This window comes from Cellulomonas jepli, assembly GCF_047229345.1.
Classification (GTDB): domain Bacteria; phylum Actinomycetota; class Actinomycetes; order Actinomycetales; family Cellulomonadaceae; genus Cellulomonas_A.
In genome coordinates, this window is sequence record NZ_JBFTER010000202.1 from 1 (window position 1) to 1,372 (window position 1,372).

Consider the following 1,372-nt stretch of genomic DNA (forward strand, 5'->3'; position numbering starts at 1 on the left):
CGCCCCGTCCGTCCGGCTGGGCCGCGGCGAGGGGTCCGCGGTGCAGGCGGCGAGCGCGACGAGGGCTCCCGCGGCCACGACCGCCAGCGCGGCCCGGCCGGGGCGGCGACGGCTCGGCACGGACAGGTCGGCAGGTCCTCGGAACGGCACAGCACTCCCGGGTGACGAGGTCGTGGACGTCGCCACTCTAGGTCGCCGGGCACACCGGGGCAGACCGGGCGGTCGGCCCCCGCGGCCGGTCACGGGCCACCCGGGCGGAGCAGCGACACGGTGCCGACCGGGCGGCGCCCCGCGCGCCGGGAGAGGATCGGGCCATGGTCGACGAGCGCAGCACCGACGAGCACAGCACCGCAGGGTCGTACGTCACGCAGGGCAGCGAGTTCACGCGCGACATGCGCTACATCGCCACCCGCATCACCGCGGACGGCCGGGACGGCTACCCCGTCGAGGCCGGCCGGTACCGCCTCGTCGTCGCGCGCGCGTGCCCGTGGGCGAACCGCTCGATCATCGTGCGGCGCCTGCTCGGGCTCGAGGACGCGATCTCGATGGGCGTCTGCGGCCCGACGCACGACGCACGCTCGTGGACGTTCGACCTCGACCCGGGCGGCGTCGACCCGGTGCTCGGCATCGAGCGGATCCAGGACGCCTACCTCGCCCGCTTCCCCGACTACGACCGCGGCATCACGGTGCCCGCCATCGTCGATGTCCCGACCGGCCGGGTGGTCACGAACGACTTCGCGCAGATGACGCTCGATCTCTCGACCGAGTGGACGGCGTTCCACCGCGACGGCGCGCCCGACCTGTACCCGCGGGCGCGCCGCGACGAGATCGACGAGGTGATGCTCGGGGTGTTCCGGGACGTGAACAACGGCGTGTACCGGTGCGGGTTCGCCGGCTCGCAGGAGGCCTACGAGCGCGCGTACGACCGGCTGTTCGCCCGGCTCGACGCGCTCTCGGAGCGCCTGACCACGCAGCGCTACCTCGTCGGCGACACGATCACCGAGGCCGACGTGCGCCTGTTCACGACGCTCGCGCGGTTCGACGCCGTCTACCACGGGCACTTCAAGTGCAACCGCTCGAAGCTCACCGAGCTGCCGGTCCTGTGGGCGTACGCGCGCGACCTGTTCCAGACGCCGGGGTTCGGCGACACGACCGACTTCCAGCACATCAAGGAGCACTACTACCGGGTCCACGAGGACGTGAACCCCTCGCGCATCGTCCCGAAGGGCCCGGACCTGCGCGGGTGGCTCACGCCGCACCACCGCGAGCAGCTCGGCGGGCGCCCGTTCGGCGACGGCACGCCGCCCGGGCCCGCGCGCCCGGGTGAGGACGTCCCGGCCGCGCACACGGCGGCCGCGATGGCGGGCTGACC

The 1,372-nt window shown here is 74.3% G+C and carries 1 protein-coding gene; it reads left to right on the forward strand.

The genetic code is table 11. The features are described 5' to 3' along the window. The first annotated feature begins 314 nt into the window (after window positions 1-314). Entirely contained in the window at window positions 315-1,370 is a 1,056-nt protein-coding gene (locus AB6N24_RS23070) for a glutathione S-transferase family protein (RefSeq protein WP_412871691.1), read from the forward strand. Window positions 1,371-1,372: the final 2 nt, after the last annotated feature.

Coding starts and splice junctions, on each gene's coding strand:
- AB6N24_RS23070 (WP_412871691.1), top strand. CDS start 315: ATGGTCGACGAGCGCAGCACCGACGAGCACAGCACCGCAGGGTCGTAC.